This is a genomic window from Pseudoalteromonas sp. TAB23 (assembly GCF_000498075.1).
Taxonomy (GTDB): Bacteria; Pseudomonadota; Gammaproteobacteria; order Enterobacterales; family Alteromonadaceae; genus Pseudoalteromonas; species Pseudoalteromonas arctica.
In genome coordinates this window covers 1-22863 of record NZ_AUTP01000117.1, presented here as the reverse complement: position 1 = coordinate 22863, position 22863 = coordinate 1, and the positions used below count along the sequence as shown (strand labels likewise).

The 22863-nt window shown below is 40.1% G+C and carries 17 protein-coding genes and 2 pseudogenes; 13 read left to right on the top strand and 6 right to left on the bottom strand.

Annotation, left to right across the window (positions count from 1 at the left end):
- The first annotated feature begins 94 nt into the window (after nucleotides 1-94).
- From L654_RS0103300 to L654_RS01000000125395, 10 genes and pseudogenes are all read left to right on the top strand, one after another.
- Nucleotides 95-1420, top strand: a complete 1326-nt coding sequence (locus L654_RS0103300; protein ID WP_024589613.1) for a hypothetical protein — start codon at nucleotides 95-97, stop codon at nucleotides 1418-1420.
- 127 nt (nucleotides 1421-1547) lie between these two features.
- On the top strand, nucleotides 1548-1943 hold the full coding sequence (locus L654_RS0103295) for a YbaN family protein (RefSeq protein ID WP_024607262.1): 396 nt from the start codon (nucleotides 1548-1550) through the stop codon (nucleotides 1941-1943).
- Nucleotides 1944-2065: 122 nt separating this feature from the next.
- The gene (locus L654_RS0103290) at nucleotides 2066-2698 is read left to right on the top strand and encodes a PepSY-associated TM helix domain-containing protein (RefSeq protein WP_024607261.1); all 633 of its coding nucleotides are present in this window, start codon (nucleotides 2066-2068) and stop codon (nucleotides 2696-2698) included.
- Nucleotides 2698-3207 carry a DUF2271 domain-containing protein gene (locus L654_RS0103285; RefSeq protein ID WP_024607260.1) on the top strand — a complete coding sequence of 170 codons (510 nt, stop codon included), beginning with the start codon at nucleotides 2698-2700 and terminating at the stop codon, nucleotides 3205-3207. Before L654_RS0103290 ends, L654_RS0103285 begins: the two co-directional genes overlap by 1 nt.
- Nucleotides 3208-3241: 34 nt before the next feature.
- Nucleotides 3242-4087 (top strand): DUF4198 domain-containing protein, encoded by an 846-nt coding sequence (locus tag L654_RS0103280; protein WP_024607259.1) that lies wholly within the window; start codon nucleotides 3242-3244, stop codon nucleotides 4085-4087.
- Nucleotides 4088-4613: 526 nt separating this feature from the next.
- Nucleotides 4614-7145 (top strand): TonB-dependent receptor, encoded by a 2532-nt coding sequence (locus L654_RS0103275; protein ID WP_024607258.1) that lies wholly within the window; start codon nucleotides 4614-4616, stop codon nucleotides 7143-7145.
- 282 nt (nucleotides 7146-7427) lie between these two features.
- Complete coding sequence (locus tag L654_RS0103270; RefSeq protein ID WP_024607257.1) at nucleotides 7428-9431, top strand: methyl-accepting chemotaxis protein; 2004 nt, start codon at nucleotides 7428-7430, stop codon at nucleotides 9429-9431.
- A 203-nt stretch (nucleotides 9432-9634) separates the two neighbouring features.
- Complete coding sequence (locus L654_RS0103265) at nucleotides 9635-10528, top strand: DUF4097 family beta strand repeat-containing protein (RefSeq protein ID WP_024607256.1); 894 nt, start codon at nucleotides 9635-9637, stop codon at nucleotides 10526-10528.
- Nucleotides 10529-10826: 298 nt separating this feature from the next.
- On the top strand, nucleotides 10827-13223 hold the full coding sequence (locus tag L654_RS0103260; protein ID WP_024607255.1) for a PKD domain-containing protein: 2397 nt from the start codon (nucleotides 10827-10829) through the stop codon (nucleotides 13221-13223).
- 162 nt (nucleotides 13224-13385) lie between these two features.
- Nucleotides 13386-15277: pseudogene (locus L654_RS01000000125395) on the top strand (monovalent cation:proton antiporter-2 (CPA2) family protein).
- A 99-nt stretch (nucleotides 15278-15376) separates the two neighbouring features.
- Here L654_RS01000000125395 and L654_RS0103250 read toward each other — a convergent pair.
- From L654_RS0103250 to L654_RS0103225, 6 genes are all read right to left on the bottom strand, one after another.
- The gene (locus L654_RS0103250) at nucleotides 15377-15760 is read right to left on the bottom strand and encodes a hypothetical protein (RefSeq protein WP_024607254.1); all 384 of its coding nucleotides are present in this window, start codon (nucleotides 15758-15760) and stop codon (nucleotides 15377-15379) included.
- Nucleotides 15761-15762: 2 nt separating this feature from the next.
- Nucleotides 15763-16284, bottom strand: a complete 522-nt coding sequence (locus L654_RS0103245) for a YcxB family protein (RefSeq protein ID WP_024607253.1) — start codon at nucleotides 16282-16284, stop codon at nucleotides 15763-15765.
- A 135-nt stretch (nucleotides 16285-16419) separates the two neighbouring features.
- Nucleotides 16420-16848 (bottom strand): hypothetical protein, encoded by a 429-nt coding sequence (locus tag L654_RS0103240; protein WP_024607252.1) that lies wholly within the window; start codon nucleotides 16846-16848, stop codon nucleotides 16420-16422.
- A gap of 259 nt (nucleotides 16849-17107) precedes the next feature.
- Nucleotides 17108-17821 carry a hypothetical protein gene (locus L654_RS0103235; protein WP_024607251.1) on the bottom strand — a complete coding sequence of 238 codons (714 nt, stop codon included), beginning with the start codon at nucleotides 17819-17821 and terminating at the stop codon, nucleotides 17108-17110.
- A 139-nt stretch (nucleotides 17822-17960) separates the two neighbouring features.
- Nucleotides 17961-19751 (bottom strand): alkaline phosphatase, encoded by a 1791-nt coding sequence (locus L654_RS0103230; RefSeq protein ID WP_024607250.1) that lies wholly within the window; start codon nucleotides 19749-19751, stop codon nucleotides 17961-17963.
- Nucleotides 19752-19762: 11 nt separating this feature from the next.
- A complete protein-coding gene (locus L654_RS0103225; RefSeq protein WP_024607249.1) occupies nucleotides 19763-21352 on the bottom strand; it encodes an alkaline phosphatase in 1590 nt (529 codons plus the stop codon).
- A 426-nt stretch (nucleotides 21353-21778) separates the two neighbouring features.
- Between L654_RS0103225 and L654_RS1000000128095 the strand changes: the two are divergent.
- From L654_RS1000000128095 to L654_RS0103210, 3 genes and pseudogenes are all read left to right on the top strand, one after another.
- Nucleotides 21779-21895, top strand: a pseudogene (locus L654_RS1000000128095) (putative sulfate exporter family transporter); the annotation flags it as partial.
- Nucleotides 21896-22321: 426 nt separating this feature from the next.
- Complete coding sequence (locus tag L654_RS0103215) at nucleotides 22322-22531, top strand: cold-shock protein (protein ID WP_006792548.1); 210 nt, start codon at nucleotides 22322-22324, stop codon at nucleotides 22529-22531.
- Between the two features lie 186 nt (nucleotides 22532-22717).
- On the top strand, nucleotides 22718-22863 hold a 146-nt coding region (locus L654_RS0103210), incomplete at its 3' end, for a cold shock domain-containing protein (protein WP_021031994.1).

Genomic DNA, 22863 nt, shown 5'->3' with positions numbered 1-22863 from the left:
AAAAAAAATACATAATTTTGTACTTACTCTAAACGTAAGGCGTTTTTTGACGTCTTGAATTTTTTATTTTTTAATCACAAGCAGAGCGGCTATTATGACTAAACTCTCAAAATTAACACTAGCACTAGTCCTAGGTGGTGTTACAAGCACTTCTTATGCGTCTGATGATCTAGACACACTACAAAGCCAACTTAAACAGCTAAAGCAACAAATGCAATTGCTTGAAAATAAGTTAGCTGATGAAAAAACAAAACAACAGCAAATTAATAAGCAGCACGAACAACAAGTTGCAAACATCAGTAAAAAATCTGATCAAAAAGTAGTTGAAGTTGCCGCAGCTGAACCTGAGAAAAAAGATGAAGGCATTAAAGTTGGTGGAGCAATACGCTTTAATTACAGCACCAACACATACGATGAAGATACCCAAGATCGCGGTGGCGATTTTGATTTTGATATTTTCCGCATAAATGTATCTGGTGAGATTAACGATATTTCACTTAACGGTGAAGTACGTTTTTACGATTATATGACCGTTGTTAAATATGCTTACTTAGGTTATGAGTTTGCAGATGGCTGGGAAGGACAAGCAGGTATTGCACCCGTGCCTTTTGGTAATGGCCCATACAACTCACACAGCTACTTTTTCAGTACTAACTATTATGTAGGCCTAGAAGACGATTTTGATTTAGGTGTAGTAGTAAAACGTAAACTTAAAGATAACTGGAAACTAGACCTAGGCTTTTTCAAAAATGATGAGCTAGGTGGTATAGACGGTGGCTCTTCAGATATTAACCATCGTTACTCTTACGACATTATTGGTAGTCGCTCAGCAGAGGAAGGTACATACGATGCACCAGGCTCTCGCATAGGCGAATACAATACGTTTGCCGGGCGTGCGACATATCAAATTGAACACAGCAAAAATATAACTACCGATGTGGGTGTATCACTATTAAGTGGTGGCTTACATGACGGTAACGATCGTGCAGGTAACTACGGCGCATGGGCATTTCATGTTGATAGCACAATTAACAACTGGAATATCCAATTTCAACACGGTGAATACGACTACGATCTAGACGACAGCAGCGACCGCTTTGTTGTTGGTGCGTATGCGTATTATGACACTGTATCTAGCGAAGCAACTATGACTAACTTTAACGTTGCTTATAATTACTCGCTTGATTGGGGCCCAGTTACCGACATTCAATTTTACAACGATTACGGCATTATTTATGACAAGTCTGACGATAGCGCAGATACATGGATGAACGTAACGGGTATGAGTGTTGCTGCAGGTGGTTTCTTTAGTTACTTCGACTTTATTCAAGCACGTAACCAGCCATTTATTGGCGGAACAATTATTGGTGATGGCGATACAGAACGTCGCTTCAACATAAATATTGGTTACTACTTCTAAACTGTTAACCGCATTTATTTTTAAAAGGGCAAACTTAGTTTGCCCTTTTTTATTGATTTTAAGCTTCGAATTAATAGCTATTTAGCCTACAATTAGAGATACCATAACACGCCTAAAAAGAGCCTAAGTGAATATAAAAGCAGTGTTTATTTGTTATAAAAACTTATGGTTTAAAGCGCTTGGCTTAATACTTGTAGCCTTGGGTATTATTGGCATTGTGTTACCGGTCATGCCTACCACTATATTTTTTATTTTAGCGCTCACCTGCTTTACTCGCTCATCACCCGCGCTTGAACAATGGCTGTTAAACCACCCTCGTTACGGTGTAACTTTGCAGCAATGGCAAGCCCACAAAGTAGTGCCTGTTAAAGCCAAATGCTACGCCGCCATTGGCATGTTAATTGGATTTATATTTTTACTGTATTCAGCCGCCCCTATTTGGGTTATTTATCTCGTTGCAATAATAGAAGTATCGGTAATGATTTACCTTATTTTAAGACCCTCTAGCCCCCCTAAGCATTAAATATTCATTTTTTACCTGCATACACCTTTATTTTAAAGTTTTATGTAAAGATAAGTAAGTAAATTTGTAATAGCTAATGCAAATCATTATCATGTTGTAAATTTGATTTATTAACTGTTTTTATGTCATTTATTAATAAGCGGGCTTTGTATAGTACAAGCCGCGCTCTACATATTTATATTTCTACAGCTCTGTTTTTTTTGCTTATTTTATTTTGCGTTAGCGGCATTGTGCTTAATCACGTTGATTGGCTTAAAAACGATAAAAATAACGGTCAAGTAAATGCAACAATTCCAGTAGAGCTAGTTACTAAAGCAAATGAACAGCTAAATACGCTGCCAACGCTTTACCCAGAAATAGAAGCTTACTTAGCTGAGCAATATGCACTTACAAAAGTAAAAAGCATTGAGTGGGAAAAAGAAGACGCGCTAGTAATGCTCGACTACCCACTGCCTGCAGGATTTGCCTACGCAGAGCTCGACTTTACAACTGGCGAGCTAAATCTTGATTACCAAACAGGTGGCTTTTTAAGCCTTATTGGCGACTTACATAAAGGCCGCCACAGCGGTGAAGTATGGAGTTGGGTAATTGATATATCTGCCGTACTAATGATTTTATTTGCCATCACCGGCATGATTATTTTGTTTCAAAATAGAAAAAAACGCTTAGCAGGAATATGGATAACCTTACTAGGAGTCGCAACTCCAATGGTTATTTATTTATGTTGGGTTCCACAAATAAAAGGAGTGTCTTAATGGTTAAATTTAAATTATTTATAAGCGCCGCATTACTGCTCGTAGCTGCGTTTTTTCAAACAACGGCGCATGCGCAAACACCACAGCTAGAGGTTGAATTAACGCTTCCCGACTTAGAAGTACAACCGTATCACCGTCCATACGTTGCAGTTTGGCTTGAAACACCAGAGCGCAAACACGTTACAACGCTTGCACTTTGGGTACAAAAAGCAGAATGGTTTAAAGACTTACGCCAATGGTGGCGTAAAGCCGGTAAAAGCGATGCCAACTTTGACGGCATTAGCGGCGCAACAAAACGCGCGGGTACTTACACTATAAATTGGCAAGGTAATGATTTAGACGGTAACCCAGTAAAACCAGGTAAATACTTACTAAATATTGAAGTTGTACGCGAAGAAGGCGGCAGAGACTACACCCGTGTTGAGCTCGATTTAACAAAGTCGGGAAAAATTACAATTGATGGTAAAAACGAGTTTTCTAAAAGCTTCGTCACTGTAAGCACTAAGTAGCTGCTACTTAATCATTTAAATTTAAGGAAATACAATGAAAATTAATTTATTAAAAACTGCATTAATCAGCGCATTGAGCTTATCTGCTTTAGTGTCAACTTCGGCAAGTGCACACGGACGTTGGTTACTACCTTCGCATACATCTTTATCAGGCGATAAAGCGCATTACGTAATGATTGACGCAAGTATTTCAAACGAAATTTTTGCACCAGACAAAGCCTTTAAACCTAAAGAAAAAGGCGCCGAGTACGATGACACATTATTAATGGCACTTGCGCCTAATGGTGAGCCAGTATCTGAAACCATCCGTGCTTATTACTTAAAACGTAAAAGCTCAGCTGCTGTAAGCTTAACAGAGCAAGGCACTTATCACATTGCAATGACCCAAAAGCCAATGTACATGACCTTCTATAAAAACGAAGAAGGTAAGCGCAAACGCGTATTTGGTAAAAAAACAGAAGCCGAGTTACCTAGCAATGCAAAAGATGTAACTACAACGAAGGTTGTTTCAACAGTAGATACATTTGTAAGCCGAAATGGCACCTCAAAGCCTGCACAGTTAGGTTTAGGCTTAGAGCTTAGTGGACCAACGCATCCAAATGACTTATTTGTAGGTGAAAGCGCTAAGTTTCAGCTTTTACAAGATGGTAAATCTGCCGGTGAAGGCATTGAAGTAAGTATTTTAAAAGGCGACACACGCTACCGTAACGACCGTGGCGAAGTAAAAGTAACGACCGATAAAGAAGGTATGTTTACAATTACGTGGAAAGAACCAGGCCTATACCTAATCGAAACCTCTAACAAGGTTACCGTAAATGAAGAAGGCGTAGATGCAGGACGTTATGCATTATTTACAACGCTTGAAGTTGCCCCTGAATAATTTAAATTACTAAATTTAAAAAATTGAAAGGCCAAGCATTTGCTTGGCCTTTTTACGTCTTACTAACTTTTATCTAAAATTCCCTTGAATTCGCAACCATTCGACACAAGATTGCAACTACAACGATCCAAACGCCTATATCGCGCGTAAACACTGGGGCGTGTTGGCCTTTGTGGATTGAAATTTGTTCAATCTAGGAGCGATTTAATCGCGGCGCGAGGTTTGTAACCTAGTGGGCTAAGTAAAAACTGAGTAACAAAGAGTTAATCGTTCCTAGAAAGAACCCAAAGGGCAGCGCATGTTTGGCATTTATGCTGCGTTATCGCCTATTTATGGGGAGTACTACATAGGCTCTGCCTTGCCTAAAAGCCAAACATACTGCTGCAAATTCAATCACCAAGGCAACACGCCCCAGCTTCACGTGTTAACAACTTAGAATATCTTAGATAGTTTTTATCTTTGCACTAGGGTAGTCGCTTCTATATGATGCGCTCCTTTTCGACTAGCAGCTCTTGGGGAACAATTAATGACTTTTAAGCGTTTATCTGCAAATAAACTAGCACTTAGCTTGGCCGTTACCACTGCACTTAGCACACCTTACTCTATGGCCGTTGCCGCAGAGCAAGATAATCAAGCAGAAAAGAATATCGAAGTAATTTCGGTTACCGGTACTCGCAGAAGCTTACGCAGTATTGCCGAAAGTACGGTACCCGTAGACATTATTACCAGCGGTGATATGCAAAGTACGGGTCAGCTAGAAATAAGCCAAATACTAGCAAACCAAGTACCTAGCTTTAACTACCCAAGTGCCACTATGGGTGATGGTACTGACCATGCAAAACCAGCTGTTTTACGTGGATTAGCACCCGATCACACATTAGTACTTATAAACGGTAAGCGCCGCCATGCCGGTGCGCTATTAAACTTAGCAGGTGTTGTTGGCCGAGGCTCTACAGCTGTTGATTTGAACATGATCCCAACCTCTGCAATTAAACGTGTTGAAGTACTACGTGATGGCGCAGCCGCACAGTACGGTTCTGATGCAATTGCTGGGGTAATTAACATTGTACTTAAAGATGCCTCAGAAGGCGGTAGCGTAAGCGTAACGTACGGTAAATACGATACTCAAATGGCTGGTGTATCTCAGCTAGAAAGCACCTATGCAGACGCAAACGGCGACTTAGCCTTTAATACCGGTGGCGACAGAGAAGTAAACGACGGTGCGACACGCACTGTTAGCGCAAACTCTGGTTTTGCGTTATCTGATAACGGCTTTGTAAACGTATCAATTGAATACCGTGATAACGACTCAACTCAACGCTCAGGTTTTGACCCTCGCGAACAATACAGCCGCCTTGATGATGGCAGCCTAGACCCACGTGAATTTACTATCGATCGTTACAATCACCGCTTTGGTAAAGCAGACCTTGAAGATTACGCGTTGTTTTACAACATGGGTTACGATTTAGATAACGGCTTAAACCTTTATTCATTTGGTAGCTACTCAAAGCGTGAAGGTAATTCAGGTGGTTTTTACCGCCGAGCAAAAGACAGCCGTAACGTTTTAGAAGTGTACCCAGATGGCTTTTTGCCGCAAATTGAAACAGACGTACAAGACTACTCATTTGCACTGGGCTTACAAGGCGAAACTAACGACTGGACATGGGATGTAAGTACCAACTACGGCCGCAACGACTTTGGTTTCGGTGTTGTAAATAGTATTAACACATCACTAGGTGCCGACAGCCCAACCGAATTTGACAACGGTGCATTGGTTTACGATCAGTTTTTAGTAAACGCAACGGCCAATACCACACTGGATTTAGGCTTACCTGATGACGTATTTTTTACCGTAGGTACTGAATACCGCCATGAAAGCTACAAAATAGAAGAAGGCGAAGAAGCGTCTTACATCACCGCACTTGATAGCGACGGTAACCCAATTGCAGCCGGTGGCGCGCAAGTACTTGCTGGTTTTGGACCAGAAAGTGCGACTGACGAAAGCCGTCATAACATCGCTTTATTTGTTGAGTTTGATACCTACTTAACAGAAAAGTGGAACGTCGTTTTAGCGGGTCGTTATGAAGATTACAGCGACTTTGGTGACACATTTACTTCTAAGCTTGCTTCGCGTTACAGCATTACTGAAAACCTATCGCTGCGCGGTGCAATTAGCACAGGTTTCCGTGCGCCATCTTTAGCGCAAAGCTCGTACCGCCAAATATCAACCGTACTTGAAAACAACCAACCATTTGAAGTTGGTCTATTCCCAACTGATTCTGCAGCAGCGCAAGCGCTAGGTGCACAGCCGTTAGATGCTGAAGAGTCAGTAAACGTTACTGCGGGCTTTATTTACACTCAAGGCAGCTTTAGCTTAACTGTTGATGCGTACCGTATTGATATTGATGACCGTATTGTATTGTCTGAAAACTTAGAAGGCGATGCAGTTGTTGAAATACTACAAAATGCCGGTGAGCTAAATACCGAAAGCGTACGTTACTTTACCAACGCTATCGACTCACGCACGCAAGGTGTAGATATAGTAGCCACTTATAACTTAGATTTAGACAACTTAGGTGATTTACGCCTAAACGTAGCTGCTAACTTTAACGATACCGAAGTAACGCACGTAAACGACAACCCAGCACAGCTTAACTCACTAGGTGACGACTATGTAGTGTTTGCACGTCGTGAAGTAGGTCGCTTTGAAGAAGGCACGCCAGATAGCAAATGGAACCTATCAGCAGTATGGAACTTTAACGAATGGCAAACAACGCTTCGTGCCACACGTTATGGTGAAGTCGCTGATATATCAACTACAGCTGACCGCGATGAATACCTAGACCCTAAGTGGATCACCGACCTAGAAGTGGCATACCGTCCAGACGAATATTGGAAATTTGCCGTTGGTGCAAACAACTTGTTCGATCAGTACCCACAAGCCACCGTGGATAACATTGGTTACTCTGACTTTGGCCAAATATTCCCGTACACACCGTATGCGCCTTACGGATTAGACGGACGTTTCTTATACGGTAATATTACTTACAGCTTTTAATTTAAATTTAATGAGTTAAATTAAAATCCGATATGGCATGCCATATCGGATTTTTTATATTTAAAAAATAGTAATAAAAATAACCATCCTAGCTATAATCAAATAAATTCAGCAATAACACCTTCAACATAAATTGCTAACTTTTTATTATTATTAAATTTTTTTTATATGATAAATTGATTATCAGGTTAAGTTAGTTGCTAGTAAGTCATCAAAAAACAACTTAAAACGCCTATAATTAAACTAAGTACGCATAAATACCGTCTTTCTTTGGAGTGAAGTATGAGCTATAAAAACTGGTCAATATCAAAACAAATTGGTGCCCTAGCATTCACTTTAACGTTATGTATTTTTAGTTTAGTGGGGCTATCTACCTATTTAATCTCGGCTAATACACTTTCTGAAAAAAGTGAAACTGCGATTAAGTCTGAAATAACCGCTATTTCAGATCTTTTAGAACTCCAATACGACAGCCTACTTGCAATAGCAAAACGCAATGCGACCGTATTTAAAGGTATGTACCCTGGTGAATTTAAAAAAAGCGATCAAAAAGTAATGGTCGTAGATACTATGGTTCCTATTCTTTTACATGATGGTGAACAGGTTAATAACAATATCGATATTGTTGAAAATTACGCTAAATTAACCGGAGGTAACGCCACGGTATTTATGCGAGATGGGGATGATTTTTTTCGTATTACTACCTCTTTAAAAAAGAGTGATGGGCAACGCGCTATTGGCACATACCTAGGAAAAAAACACCCAGGCTATCAGCCTCTTATGAACGGTCAAAGCTATGAAGGTTACGCTAAATTATTCGGCAACGAGTATATGACTGTTTACCAACCAATTAAAAATAAACAAAACCAAGTAATTGGTATTTTATACATAGGTTTTAATATAAACGATGCACTGGCATCGCTGAGAGAGTCTGTTAATAAAATAGTAATTGAAGAAAGCGGTAACTTATTTGTTTTCAGAAATACAAATGATGTAGTTATAGCAGGTAAAGAGGCCGCAGTTGACTCAAAAGTGAACTCCAAAGCACTTGATGGGCTTAATCTAGAGGCAATTAAAAAAGGTCTGTCATTAAAATACAATAGTGAAAATAACACCCCGATGTTTGCTTACAGTAAAACGGTACCTGGGTGGGATTGGACCTTACTTGGTCGTGTAAAAGAAAGCGAACTCACTGAAGAAAGCATAAAACTAATGGTAGTTAACAGCATAACGTCTGTTGGGGGGATCCTTGCTATCTCAATTTTACTTTTTTGGGTGCTAGTAAAAACACTTAAACCATTAAGACAGTTAACACGTAGCGTTGATGCATTAGGCAAAGGTGATTTGTCACAACATTTTGTAAATACCAACACAAATAGTGAAAATGAAATAGACCAAATTACCGCGAGTGTAAGCAGCATGTCGGTTGAACTCAAAAAGCTAATACTCGCCTTACAAAACTCTGTAGTTGAGCTGGAAAAGCAAGCGGGCATCTCCAAAAAAATTGCACTCACTAACGGCAAAGAAGCACATGCAATGATGGGGCAAACAGATCTAATAGCCACCGCCATCGAAGAAATGTCAGTATCCATTAAAGATGTAGCCAATAACGCAAATGAAGGCGCTCAACGAACCCAACAAGTTGATGCAGAAGCTCAATTAGGTCGAACACAATTAACCCAAGTTGTTAATGACTTAATGCAACTAAGCCAACAGTTAAATGATAGCCATAACTCTGTAGAAAAAGTAAACACCGCGAGTAACGAAATAAGTAAAGTAACCGAAGTAATTAATGGGATTGCTGAGCAAACAAACTTACTAGCACTTAATGCAGCAATAGAAGCGGCAAGAGCTGGCGAACAAGGTAGAGGGTTTGCAGTTGTAGCCGATGAAGTTAGAACATTAGCGCAGCGCACTCAAAAATCAATTTTAGAAATTAGCCAAACAATTGAACAGCTACAAATACAAGTTACCGCCGCAACTAAACAAATGGAACAAAGCCGTCAGTTGGGTATTAAATCAGCTGAAGAGGGCGAAAAAACAGGAGAGCAACTTAACTTAATCACTCAAAGTATTGGTGATCTAACTCGCTCATCAAATAATATAGCTGAGGCAACAGATCAACAAAGCACCGTTGCTGCAGAAATCACTCAAAACCTACACTCTATAAGCCAGCTCGCTAAAGAGGGTGAGTCTCGCACGCAAAGCACTGTAAATTCGGCAAGTGAACTAATGACATTAGCTGAAAAAATTAAGCAACAAATAAGCTACTTCAGAGCACATTAATACCACAGTTAAAGTTTCTAAATTAAACAAAGGATGCATCGCGCATCCTTTTTTATTAATAGTTAGTTATTTTAACCACTTATTAGTATTTCAACTTTCATAAAAAACCACCACCCTATATAAAACAATAACTTACATTTCGGCCTCATTTTTGCTCTATATTGTTTATATAAATACAAACAATAAATACCAAAGGACTAAACATGAGCTCATCAACACAATTAAGCATTGCAAAACCACTTTCACTTATTGGCGGCATTTTATTATTAAGTGGCTGTGTATTTCATATATCGCCAAGCGTTGCGTCGGTAAAACAAACTAAACAGCTATCACTGCCAAGTAATAATTTAGAATATTTAAATGTGTTAAGCGGCGCAGGTAGCCTTGAAATAAAAGGCTCAAAAACGGCCACCAGCATTAGTGTTGATGCCACTATTTACACAGCCGACATTGAAGACGAATACGAGCTAACGCTCGAGCAAGACGGTAAACAGGCAAAGCTTGTTGCCCAAAATAAAAGCCGTAATGGTATTAGCTTTTACAGTGGTCAATCTCCAAGTATTAATTTAGTGGTTACTGTGCCAAGTAATCTAAATTTAGATATTGATGATGGCTCTGGCGACATTTTAATAAATGCTATGCAAAGCAATATTGATGTAAAAGACGGCTCAGGAGATTTAACAATAAGCGGTGCTAAAAACCTAACTGTTGACGATGGCTCAGGTGAAGTAAACCTTGAAAACATCGCAGGTAATTTAGAACTAACCGACGGCTCTGGCAGTATTCATATAAACAACGTAACCGGCAATGCAACTATTGACGATGGTTCTGGCGAAATGCACGTGAGCAACATAAGCGGTTCGCTAAACGTTGAAGATGGATCGGGTGATATAACAATCAATAATATAAGCGGTGCTGTTAATGTTGATGATAACTCTGGCGACATGATCATTGAGCATATTGGCTCAAACGTAACAATTGAAGATGGTTCGGGTGATATTCGCATTAATCATGCAAAGGGGCTGACTATTACAGAGTCGGGCTCGGGCGATGTAAGTATCGATAATATTAGCGGTTCAGTAAAAGTAGCTGACTAATTTTATTTAACCTGAACTCTGGTTAAGAGATTTACTGACACTTTGAATTATGATGATATTTAAATTTATTTTTCTCTAGTCAGAGCTCAGGTTATTTAACTACCATTTAATATACTTTATGCCCTATCAATCTGGGCATAAAGCACTCCCCTCAAAGTATAAGTTATTTAAAAGCAGTACTGTTTCGCGTTAACTCTTTCCTAAAATAATGAAAAAGTATTTATTTGATTTATTTTTTTGCTTTATAGCTAATTTGGGTACATATTAATATTCAACTTATTAAAAGGATATTAATATTATGAAATGGAAGTTATTAATTTTAATTACTGCTTTATTCACCCTCGTAGCTTGTGGCTCTGGAGGTTCAGACTCCAAAACAGTAACTAAACCGCTCAGCACTAACACAAAGCCTGTTGCGGTTATTACCACCGAGCAATCGGAGTTTAAAGTAAATACCACCCTCGTTTTTAGCGCAGCAAAAAGTAACGATCCCGATGGCGACTCGCTCACTTATCAATGGCAATTAACCAGCAAAAATGCGCAAGTAGAAATACCGATTACGGTTAATAATGAAAGTACCGTTGAGTTTTCAGTATCTGAAGCACAAGAGTACCAATTAGTATTAACCGTGAGTGACGGCAAGCTTTCAAGCACACCTGCACAAAAACAATTCACCGTTACTGCAAATACCCAACTAATTGCTAACGCAGGTAGCACACAAACCGTTAAGCAAGGTGATGTTGTGCTTTTAAATGGCGCGCAAAGTAGCACAACCAGCGGCGCCATTAATCAATACAAATGGCAATTTATTACTAAGCCTGTAGCAAGTAATGCAACGCTTGAAAATGCGACTCAAGTTAAAAGCCAGTTTGTTGCAGACGAAATAGGCGAGTTTAAAGTTGAGCTTACCGTTACTGATTCACAAGGTGATACAGCAAGCACTGTCGTACTCATAAAAAGTGAATCGCTTAACTCTAACTCATCGCCACAAGCGGTTATAAACGTAGAAAATCAAACAATTGCTCCAAATGAAGTTGTTACACTTTACGGTAACCAAAGTACTGATCCCGATAAAAACGATACACTTAGTTATGCGTGGGCAATTACAGCAAAACCCCAGGGCAGCACACCAGCTCTTTCAAGCATGCAAAATCATACAGCTGGGTTTTCAGCGTCAACAGCTGGAGATTACTCGCTTTCACTCACTGTTACCGATCAACAAAACGAAAGTGATACCGCATCCGTTACTTTAACTGTTACCACAAGTAATAAAGCCCCAGTTGCAACACTTGAATCCGAACGTGATATTACGTTAAACGAATCAACCACTTTGCAGTGCCAACAATGCAGCGACCCAGACGGAGATGCGCTGAGCTATAACTGGCAGTTACAAGCCAAGCCTGTAAATAGTGCATCGCAACTGACTAACAGTACATCAGCAACGCCCTCTATTGTTGCCGATAAAGAAGGCGACTACGTTGTAGTGCTTACAGTGTCTGATGGGCAATTAAGCTCAAACCAAGCAACCTCAGTACTGCACGCCAGTAGCAATAAAAAGCCTATTACTTTGGTAACTTATGCAACCTCCATAACGGTTGATGAACAAGTTTTACTTGATGCCTCAACTAGTTACGATCCAGAGGGCCAGCCACTAAGCTACCAATGGGAAATCATTTCGTCGCAAGGCCAAGCAACGCTTAGCAGTAATACAATATCAAAACCAACGTTTAGCGCATCAGTAGAGGGACAAGTGGTTATTTCGTTACGCACTAACGATGGCGTGCAGTTCTCTGACACAAAAACCCTAACAATTGATGTAATACAAAACGCATTGCCAGTAATTAGCTTCACGGGGGAGCAATCACGCTACGATGTAGTGGGCAATGCAGTTAAATTTGATGTAAGCCAAAGTTACGACCCAGAAGGAACCTCTCTCGATTACGCTTGGACGCTATCAGCCCCTTCAGGCTCGAGCACCGGTTTAAGCAATACAAACCAAAGTATTACCGAATTTATCGCCGATATGACAGGTAGTTACACGCTAACCGTTGTCGCAACTGATGCTGATGGCTTTTCAAAAAGTGTGCAATTTTCAATTACAGTAACTAACTCTGCACAACTTACCGGTCGCATTAAAGGACAACTCACTAATGTGCAAAAAGCGGCTATAAGCAATGCACAGCTAACAATTAATGGACAACAGTACAGCACCAACACAAATGGCTTTTTTGATGAAGAGGTTAATTTAGCGCAAGGTGAAAAAATAACGATAAAAACAGCAGATCAAAGGATTGCAGTTGGGGAATATAACTCTGTAGCAATTACGCAAAGCAACTTTACTGTGGATATAGGCCAAAATAGCATGCCCGTTTTACAAGCTGTTGAGATTTCGGTATTTGTGTGTGCTGAGTTTTCAGGCCCCGACACCGTTAACCTACGCTTTAACATGGTAGATACACTTTTAGCGTCAGATAGCTTTCAATTTAGCTTTGATCAAACAAAACCACTTACTTTGCAAAAAAGCGGAAGTACTTACCTCGATAGCGAATTAGATATCGACCTACCTGCATCAGCCGAATTTGAAGTAACAGCAATTGAAACAAACGTTGAAAATACAATCAGCTCAAACATTACTATTTACCATTCTGATTCAGGCCAACCAAGCTCAGCAATTATAAGTATTTGTAATATTTAGTCCCCAACAAGCCCTTCAACATAAAGTGCTATTTTTAGCCCAGTAGTTATAACCATTAGTGTTATAGCTACTGATAAATAAGCAACTTTGAGCCATATAATCCATTGTATTTTATAAGCAGCTAAGCCATTCTAAAAGCCTTGATGTTATTAGGATAAACGCGTGTTAGAAATTGCTTTAATTTACTTAGCAGCAGCCATTGTAGCTGTCCCTATTGCAAAACGAGTCGGACTTGGCTCTGTGTTAGGTTATTTAATTGCCGGAATACTCATTGGCCCTTATGCGCTGGGTGTTGTAGGCGATCAAACCGATGTAATGCACTTCGCTGAATTTGGCGTAGTAATGATGCTGTTTTTAGTGGGCCTTGAACTACAACCTTCGCGTTTATGGACATTACGCCACTCTATTTTAGGGCTTGGCGGCTTACAGGTTGTGCTATCGGCAGNGCAGCTATATTTGCATTTTGTTATTGGTTTTTTGCCATGCATTGGCAAACCGCACTCGCCATTGGTTTAATGCTCGCGCTCTCCTCTACGGCTATTGTACTGCAAAGCCTTGAAGAAAAAGGCTGGCTAAAGCAAGAAGCCGGACAAAACGCGTTTTCGGTATTGCTGTTTCAAGACATCGCAATTATTCCTATTTTAGCCCTATTGCCACTGCTTGCATTTGCCCCGCAAACTAGCTCAAAAGAAATCAGCGATTCGATTATTGCAAGCTGGCCTGTATGGCAACAAGTATGTGTATCGGTCGCGGTTATTGCCGCTATTATTGCCGGCGGTAAATATGTATCGGCGCCGTTATTTAGATACATTGCCCAAACACACATGCGTGAAATATTTACTATTTTTGCACTGTTTTTAGTGGTCGCTATTGCACTGGTTATGCAAAGTATTGGTTTATCGCCTGCGCTGGGGACTTTTTTAGCAGGCGTTGTACTTGCCGAGAGCGAATTTAGACACGAATTAGAAGCCGATATTGAACCCTTTAAAGGCTTACTTTTAGGATTGTTTTTTATAACTGTTGGCGCATCAATTAACTTTGAACTGCTATTTAACGAGTTTAGTACCGTTATAGGCTTAGTGGTTTTACTTATTGTAGTTAAAGCCTGCATTTTATTTGCCCTTGCCGTTACCTTTAAAATTAACAGTAAACAGCAGTTATTATTTGCCTTAGCGCTTGCCCAAGGGGGTGAGTTTGCCTTTGTACTTTTAAGCGTAACCACCACCTTAAGTATTTTAACGCCCGAGCAAACCAGCCTTGTTACCTTAGTTGTGGCGGTATCAATGCTAATAGCGCCGTTATTACTTATGGTTTATGAACAAATACAAAAACGCAGTAGCAGTGCTCTGCCTGAGTTTGATAAGCCAGAGCAAATTAGCACCGCTAAACACGTAATTATTGCGGGCTACGGACGTTTTGGTCAAATTATGGGACGTTTACTGCACGCGCAAGGCTACGAAATTACCGTACTTGATCACAGCCCTAGCCAAATAGAATTACTACGCCGTTTTGGTAACACCGTATTTTATGGCGATGCCGCACGCCAAGAGCTCCTTGAAGCCGCAGGCGCGCACACCGCGCAAATGCTAGTAATCGCAATTGATAACCCCGATAAAACTATTGAGATAATTAAGCTCGCGCATAAAAACTACCCGCAACTTAAAATAGTTGCTCGCGCAATCGACCGCCGCCATGCGTATCAGTTACTTAATTTAAAAGTAGATGCGTTTAACCGCGAAACCGTCGACTCAGCTATTAACCTTGCCGTAGAAGCTCTGGAGCTATTAGGTAACACTAAGCAAGATGCAGAACGTGCTGGTAAGCTATTTAGAGACCACGACCGCGCTGCAGTACTGCAACTGGCTGCATTATGGGGAGACGACGCCAGCTACGGCGTAGCAGTTCGCCAACGCATGGAAGATTTAAAGCAAGTGCTGCAACAAGATAAACAAGCACAAAGCGATTTAAATACCTGCGACAGCGGTGATTGCGAAGACGGCTTAACAGAAGTAGCGAGTAAACCTAAAAAGCCTGATGATGCTCATCTTGAGTAGCGTCTAAAAACTGATATGTGCTATTAGCGTGAGTTAATAGCACTGTGAGTAAGTGCCACAATCAAATAAGATACCTAAAAGCATGGCTGTACTTTATAGCTAGTGTTCAAAGCGCTGATATGTTCCACGCCAGTCTGCGTGTTCAGGATATTTAATCTTATAAGCATTTATTTCAGCCTTAGAAGCGTACTGAAAATAGATAGAGAAATAGTCACTTATGTAGCTTTCGCCGTCACCCATTCTCCAAAATATATCGCTCGGATGATAATTTGGAAACTTAATCCAAGGCGGTTTTGGCGGAGTATGCTTTAACTCATTTTCATAGCGCTCTTTAAGCATTTTATTCCAAGCAGCTCTATGCTCTAGATACTTACCCCATTGTTCATCGGTAGTGTTAGCTTGTTTTTCACTTCCCATTGATGAAATAGGTATCAGCATTAAAATAAACACTAAGACGGTGTAAATATTTATAAAATGACGCATTACTAAATATGGGCTTTAATTAAAGCTTTTAGTTCTTCTTTTTCGGCTTCGTTTGTAAATGTGCTAGCTGGGATTATTAAAGCCAATAGCTTGTCTATAAATATATATAAATCGCCTTTATTTTCTTCAGTTGCCTCAACGGCTTGCCATTTATAAAAGTAACGTCCTAGATGATTAGTCTCGCAAATGCCATCAGCCTGAAATTCAATTGTTTTATCGCCAATCATTACGCCATTTTCATTAGGAATAGATTGCTTTTTTAACTTATTAATATTGTATAAAAATACAATAATAAATATTAAAAATGGCACTGCTACAATTAACCCACTTGGCCAATGAAAGTCAGAAAGGCGAATAGACTCGACCTGAAAGATAGTCATAAAAACAACAGTTGTTACAAACCAAACAATCACATTTTTTATAAACCCTAAACCTTTATTATCTTTAGGCGCACACAGCCTTTTTATTGCAAAATCAGCATAGTCGGTGTAATTTTTTTTAGTAACAGTGATAGATTTGATCATAAAAAATGAATCCTAACTTTGTTTAAACATAGCGCACTACTTAAGCTACATAAATATAAGACCAAGCAAAACTCGAACAAACTATTTCAAGCGCTTTGATCGTCGTTTAAAAATAATTTAATAATTCGATCTGTTTTAGTGGTGTGGGGGCGCGACGATCATTTCTGGTTGATTTACTCTGAGCAACTCTTTTAAATTTAACTGTATTCTTTCACCACACATTACAATTCCTTTTTTGTCTTTTGTTGTTGAATAACCAAGTACTATATTTAATAAATCTAATTTCTCAGGATTAACTTGAAAAAATACCTTGTAATAACCTTCATAACTATTAGCTTCAGTAAAATCCAAGTCTGCTAATAAAGTACCTTTTATCACTACTGTAAATGACGTTAAATAATAGCCTTTAAATATCTCAGGTACGTAGACATCATAACCAGCAAAGTTACCTACGCTATAGTCTTCATTTATTTTTGCAAAAGAGGCTGATTGACCTAGTTCATCATTGCCGCAGGCAAATAATAAGTTAGTCCATAAAAAACATATAACTAGAAGTACTCGCATTAAAGTCCCCATATAACAGCTTTGTTAATAGACATTTTTGCAAACGTCCCTATTGCGTGGACATCTATTAATATCAAATAGTGTAAATTATTGCCAACTATAAATATTATGCGTCTGATGGTGTGCGTTTTATAAAAATAGGAAAGTGTTTGTTGTATTACCTGGGTGGGAATGGCTTAAATTAATCTATTTTTGAATATTGGCTTGTAGCTCATAGCCGCCTGTCATTTTTTAGCTATGAACTACAACATTTAAAAACCTAGTGGTGATGTCCGCCTTGAATAGCCTCGCCTTGCTGGTTGTAAAAACCTGTTGCACTGTGCTCAATAAAACCAAGGTTTATCATTTTAGCTAAAAACGGGTCGCCTTCGTTATCGCCAATGTCGGCGTAATCGGTGGTTTGAAAGCGATCCCACTGTGCAAATTGAGCGGTAATTAATGGCTCATTAGTGTTTACATTATTAAGGCTAAGTAAGGTAGTAGTTTGGCTTTTTTTATTACTAATACTAAATGTTTTAACTAATTTTGAATGCGTAATAAAGGCAAGGTTAAAGTCGTTGCCATTTTCGCTCAGTGTATAGTTTTTTACTTCATCGCAGCCTTTGCCTTGTGTGCTTACTAGGGTCATTTTTTCGATTAGGTGATTATCCACCAGCTGGCTTTTAGCACTCCAATTTTGTACGCCGCGTACTTCAGATGGTTGGTATTCTATGCCGCGTTGCTGGGCATTAAAGTAACGTATTGGTCGTATTTGATTATTGGCTAAGTGCTGCCAAAGCTCGGTTATTACTTCACTTTGATGCGCTACTTGCTGATTGTTTCGCCAAAGGGTAAGTGACTCGCTACCTTGCTGCGCTTTATGGCTGTTGGTAATTTTATAATCCGCTTTTAAATGCTTGGCATCAATGTCACATTGCGAGGCAAAGCTACTTGTACTTACAAGCGTGGCAATTATTAATAACGCTTTTTTCATTTAGCTATCTCTTATTTATATTTCAAGTTTATGGCAATAACATAACGATTAAAAATGTCAGTTTAATGACAAAAACCCCGCAAAGTAGGCGGGGTTTTTTATTTAGATATATTTAACTAAATTTATAACTAGCCGGTATTTATTGCGCTAGTTTTTCGTCTGCTGTTTTTACAAAGTCAGCGGCAAAGTCCATTACATGGAACAAAAAGCTTTGCTCGTTTGTGCCTGTTACCAAGTGTGCACCTGGTCCCATTGCATAAACGCCTACGTCTTCACCGGCATGTGTTTCTGAGCCCATTGGTACCAATGCTTCTTGATGAAAACCAGGTGTTGTTGTATCAACATCTGTTAAATCAACACGCCCTGTTACTGGTGCAAAGGCGTAACCTGCATCGGCATCGGTCTCGCTACCTAGGTTTCTAAAGCCACCACCATTGGTGTAACCAACCGTTGTATAAGGCATATCGTCGGCAGCTAAGCTTGGCTCAGTAGCGCCTACTGCAACCACTTTACCTAAAATTGGGTTACCGCGTTTAGGGTAACCAGCAATGGTAAATACATGGCTGTGATCGGCAGTTACAACTATTAATGTTTCTTCTGGGTTGGTGTTTTCCATCGCCACTTTAACGGCTTTGGCAAGCTCAATAGTGTCGTTTAACGCGTTATAAGCATTACCCGCATGATGCGCGTGGTCAATTCGACCCGACTCAACCGTTAAGAAAAAACCTTGCTCGTTGTTATCAAGTACGTTTATTGCTTTTTCGGTCATTTGTGAAAGCGAAGGCTCGCCTGCTACATCGTTTGCGCGGTCAGCTTCGTACTGCATGTGGGATTCGTTAAATAAGCCAAACACTTTAGTGGCGTCGTCACTTATTGCATCAAAACCGGTTTGATCCATTACGTACGTGCCATTTGGATATTGCGTTTTCCACTCTGCGGTTAAGTCGCGGTTATCTGTTCGATCCCCTTCAACAGCACTTACTGCATCGGCTGAATTAAACGCGGCATCTTTTGGTAAAAAGTGACGACGACCGCCGCCCATTACTACGTCAATACCGTCTACATCAACACCACTAAAGCGTGCTTCTAGGTTGGCTTCAAAGTTAACCAGTTGCGATGCAATGTCTTCACACGTTGCAGCACTTTCTGGCATATCGGAGATATCTTCCCAGTTACGCTCTGCCGATTTAGCATACGTTGCAGCGGGTGTTGCGTGAGTAATGCGCGCTGTAGAAATAATCCCTGTTGCTTTGCCTGCAATTTCAGCAAGCTCTAACGAGGTAACAAGTTCGTGCCCTTTACCTGATACACAATTACCACGTTCAACCGCTTCATCAATACCAATAACGCCCGCATCGGTTTTAACACCCGATGCCATTGCGGTCATAGTGCCTGCCGAATCTGGCGTTTGCGCATCTACGTTGTATGTTTTTACAAAGCCCGAAAAAGGCATAGTTTCAAAGCTTAACTGGTGATCTTCACCCATTTCGCCCTCTAACTGACCCGCTAAAATACGTGCTGCGGTTATGGTAGAAATTCCCATACCATCGCCCACAAATAAAATTACGTTTTTAGCCTTGCCTGATTCTGTAACAATGTTGCTACTGGCTGTTTGTGCAGCACCTAATTTTGTTTGTGCTTCACTAAACCACGTATTACTAGTGAGCGAGGCTAACTGTTCGCTTGTTAGCGACGTTGCGGGTGCATTACACACTAAATTAGTTGAGTTAACTTCGTCGCTATCTAGCACGTCGTTATTATTGGTATCTGCGCCTACTTGCGTCTCTACACCGCCATTAATACACTGCTCAGAGCCCACTGCAATAGCGTTATCTACTGCGATAATATTATTTTCATTTTTGTTATCGTCACTCGAGCAACCTGCTAGCGCGACCATTACTGCCAAAGAAAGTACCGTTAATTTGTTCATGTTAGCCGCCATTATTGCTGAGTTAGTTCAAGAGCTTGATTAATTAAATGAAATACAACGTTTTGTTCAATTACGCCCTGTGCTAGCTGAGCACCAGGACCTTTAGCGTGCAGTGAAATATCTTCACCTGCGTGTGTTTCTGAACCCATTGGTACAGTTGCTTCTTGGTGAAAACCTGGGGTTGTTGTATCTACGCCATTTAGCTCAACACGCCCCGCTACAGCTGCACTTGTATAACTTGCATCAGCATCAGTCTCGTCGCCTAGATTTCTAAAACCTAAACCATTTGCGTAACCTACTGTGGTGTACGGCATATCGTCAGCGGCGAGGCTTGGAGTAGTTGCACCTACTGCTACTACTTGACCTAAAATTGGATTACCACGCTTAGGGTAGCCTGCAATAGTAAATACATGGCTGTGATCGGCGGTTACTAAAATAAGGGTTTCTTCTGGGTTGGTATTATCTACCGCTGCTTGCACGGCTTTAGCAAACTCAATGGTGTCGTTAAGCGCGTTGTATGCATTACCCGCGTGGTGCGCGTGGTCAATTCGACCCGACTCAACCGTTAAGAAAAATCCGTTATCGTTTTTACCAAGCACTTCAATTGCTTTAGTGGTCATATCGGTAAGTGAAGGCTCGCCCGCTACATCGTTTGCGCGGTCAGCTTCGTACTGCATGTGCGATTCGTTAAATAAACCAAATACTTTAGTGGCGTCGTCTGCTATTGCATCAAAGCCTGTTTGATCCATCACGTACGTAGCATCTGGATACTGTGTTTGCCACTCAGTCACTAAGTTGCGCTCGTCAGTACGGTCGCCTTCTATAGCACTTACTGCATCTGTTGAGTTAGCCGTTTCGTCTTTTGGTAAAAAGTGACGACGGCCGCCACCCATTACAAAATCAAGACCGTCTACGTCGGTACCTACAAATCGTGCTTCTAGGTTTTTTTCAAAGTTAACCAGTTGCGATGCAATGTCTTCACAGCCACCTGTTACTGCATCTTCTGGCATATCTGATACGTCTTCCCAGTTACGGTCAGCCGATTTAGCATATGTGGCAGCAGGGGTTGCATGAGTAATACGTGCTGTAGAAATAATACCGGTAGATAGCCCTTTAATTTCAGCCAATTCAGTCGCGGTAAGAAGCTCGTTACCTGCCACTGTTGAACACACACCGCGTTCAATATCTTCGTCTACACCAATAACGCCCACATCGGTTTTTACACCGGAAATAATAGCCGTCATCGTGCCTGCTGAGTCGGGAGTTTGAGCATCTACGTTATACGTTTTAACTTGTGCAGAGTACGGGAACTCTTCAAAACTTAAATAACCTTCTTCGCCAGATTGATTATTGCGCTGCCCTTGTAAAATACGCGCGGCGGTAAGTGTAGAAATACCCATGCCATCGCCAACAAATAAAATGACGTTTTTAGCTTTAGTGGCTTGTGTAGCCTGCGCTTGTGCTGTTTTTGTTGTTAGTTTAGTTTGCGCAGCGCTATACCAGCTGCTGTCTTTTTGGCTTTGCGGTAGTACATCAGCATGGCTAACTGCGCTAAACGCAAATGTTAGCGCGATTGCCGCAGCGACTTTTTTAATTTTCATCCGTAATTCCCATTGTTTAGTGGTTATTTTTTGAAATGTGTAAACACAAAAAAGATCAACCGCTGCACTATAGAAAACAGATGTGACTGATAAAGGTAATTTTGATGAAAGTAAAATGACTAAACTATTACAAAAATAAGTCACAAAAAAAGCGCAACGTGTTAAACGGACTTAAACTGCTAATTAGCAATCTTAGCGCGTAACCATTAAATATTTTTTAAAGACAACAAGCCTTACCTTGATGGCTCTCTGCTGGTTTTTCATCCACTAATCAGCCGCTTTGCTGTAAACGCGGCATGATTCATCATAATGACTTACATATTACATAACGCATCTCCGAGATAAATTCCTATTGAAATAATTAAGAACCATCCTTCCAGTAGGGTGCTATTTATTAAACTTAGAGTAAGAATATTGTGTACAAACGGTATGAAAACTAATTTAGGAAAGCTTACCGAAGTAGGTATGAAACCCATTATTTTAATTGTGGCTGAAACACTTTGGATTGCATTATTAATACTTGGATTTGTAATTTGGAGCTAATGAATTAGGTTATTTAAGGTATATATCAAAAAATTTCAGTAGGTGGTTAGGTCATGTTTTAACCACCTAAAGCTGGTGTTTTACCTACTCTAGAAGCACATGCCAAAATAAACATAAATATTTGATTAATATAAATTTACTTTCAATTTAAAAGCAAAAAAGATCACCTCAATCATAGCCAGTTAGTTAAAAAACAAACAAACAAATAAAGCACTTACTCTAAAATAAATTTACAATAGGGCTTGGTATATAGCTCAATTTGCTGTTATCCTGCTTGGCATCGGGTTGACAGAAAACCCTATTTATTTGTAAGTACCACGTTGTTTTAGTAATAATCCTTCGCGTTATCCTCAGTTAAATGTATGTTTTCTTCCTGTTAAATTGCCTAATTTAAGGCGCACTTTTATTAATTCTTAGGATACTATTATGTCTAATACTACAACTGGTACAGTTAAATTTTTCAACGAAGCAAAAGGTTTTGGTTTCATCGAGCAAGAATCTGGTCCTGATGTTTTCGCACATTTCAGCGCAATCTCTGGCGACGGTTTCAAAACTCTAGCTGAAGGCCAACGTGTACAGTTTACTGTTACTCAAGGTCAAAAAGGTCCACAAGCTGAAAACATCGTTAGCATCTAATTGCTTTCGTTAAAATGGGTTAGCAATAACCCATTTTGAATACTAGTTTGAAAGAAGTTTTGTTTTATTTGTTAGTACCCCGTTGTTTTAGTAATAATCCTACGCGATATCCTCAAGTTAACTATTTTTTCCAGCTCAATCGCCTCTTTTCAGGCACACTTATATTAATTTTTTAGGATACATATTATGTCTACTACAACTACTGGTTCAGTAAAATGGTTTAACGAAGCAAAAGGTTTTGGTTTTATCGAGCAAGAATCTGGCGCAGACGTGTTCGCACATTTTAGCGCAATCTCTGGCGACGGTTTTAAAACTTTAGCTGAAGGCCAACG